Source organism: Pseudomonas sp. DE0010, assembly GCF_007680745.1.
Lineage (GTDB): Bacteria > Pseudomonadota > Gammaproteobacteria > Pseudomonadales > Pseudomonadaceae > Aquipseudomonas > Aquipseudomonas parafulva_B.
This window is the reverse complement of the sequence record NZ_VEJQ01000203.1, coordinates 1-274: the sequence shown is the minus strand read 5'-3', so window position 1 is coordinate 274 and position 274 is coordinate 1. Positions and strand designations below refer to the sequence as shown.

Here is a 274-nt window from a genome sequence, read left to right as displayed (position 1 = left end):
GAGATGCTCGATCTGAACGAGCGCATCACCTCGCTCAAGGACGGCAAGCACGTCACCACCCGCCGTCTGCGACTGGGCGTTACCGAACTTACCGCCTGGACCTGGCTACCGCGCCTGGTCACGCGCCTGGTCGCCGACTTCCCCGGGCTTACGGTGGAGCCGGAAGTCGACATGAGTCGCAATCTGCACGAGCGGCTGATGGACGATCTGGTCGACCTCATCGTGATACCGGACACCTTCACGGCGCCCGAGGTCACCAGCGTACCCCTCGCCA

1 protein-coding gene is annotated in these 274 nt (G+C 64.6%); it reads left to right on the top strand.

What is annotated here, in order from left to right:
* On the top strand, positions 1-274 hold a 274-nt coding region (locus tag FS767_RS22250; RefSeq protein ID WP_218571748.1), incomplete at both ends, for a LysR substrate-binding domain-containing protein.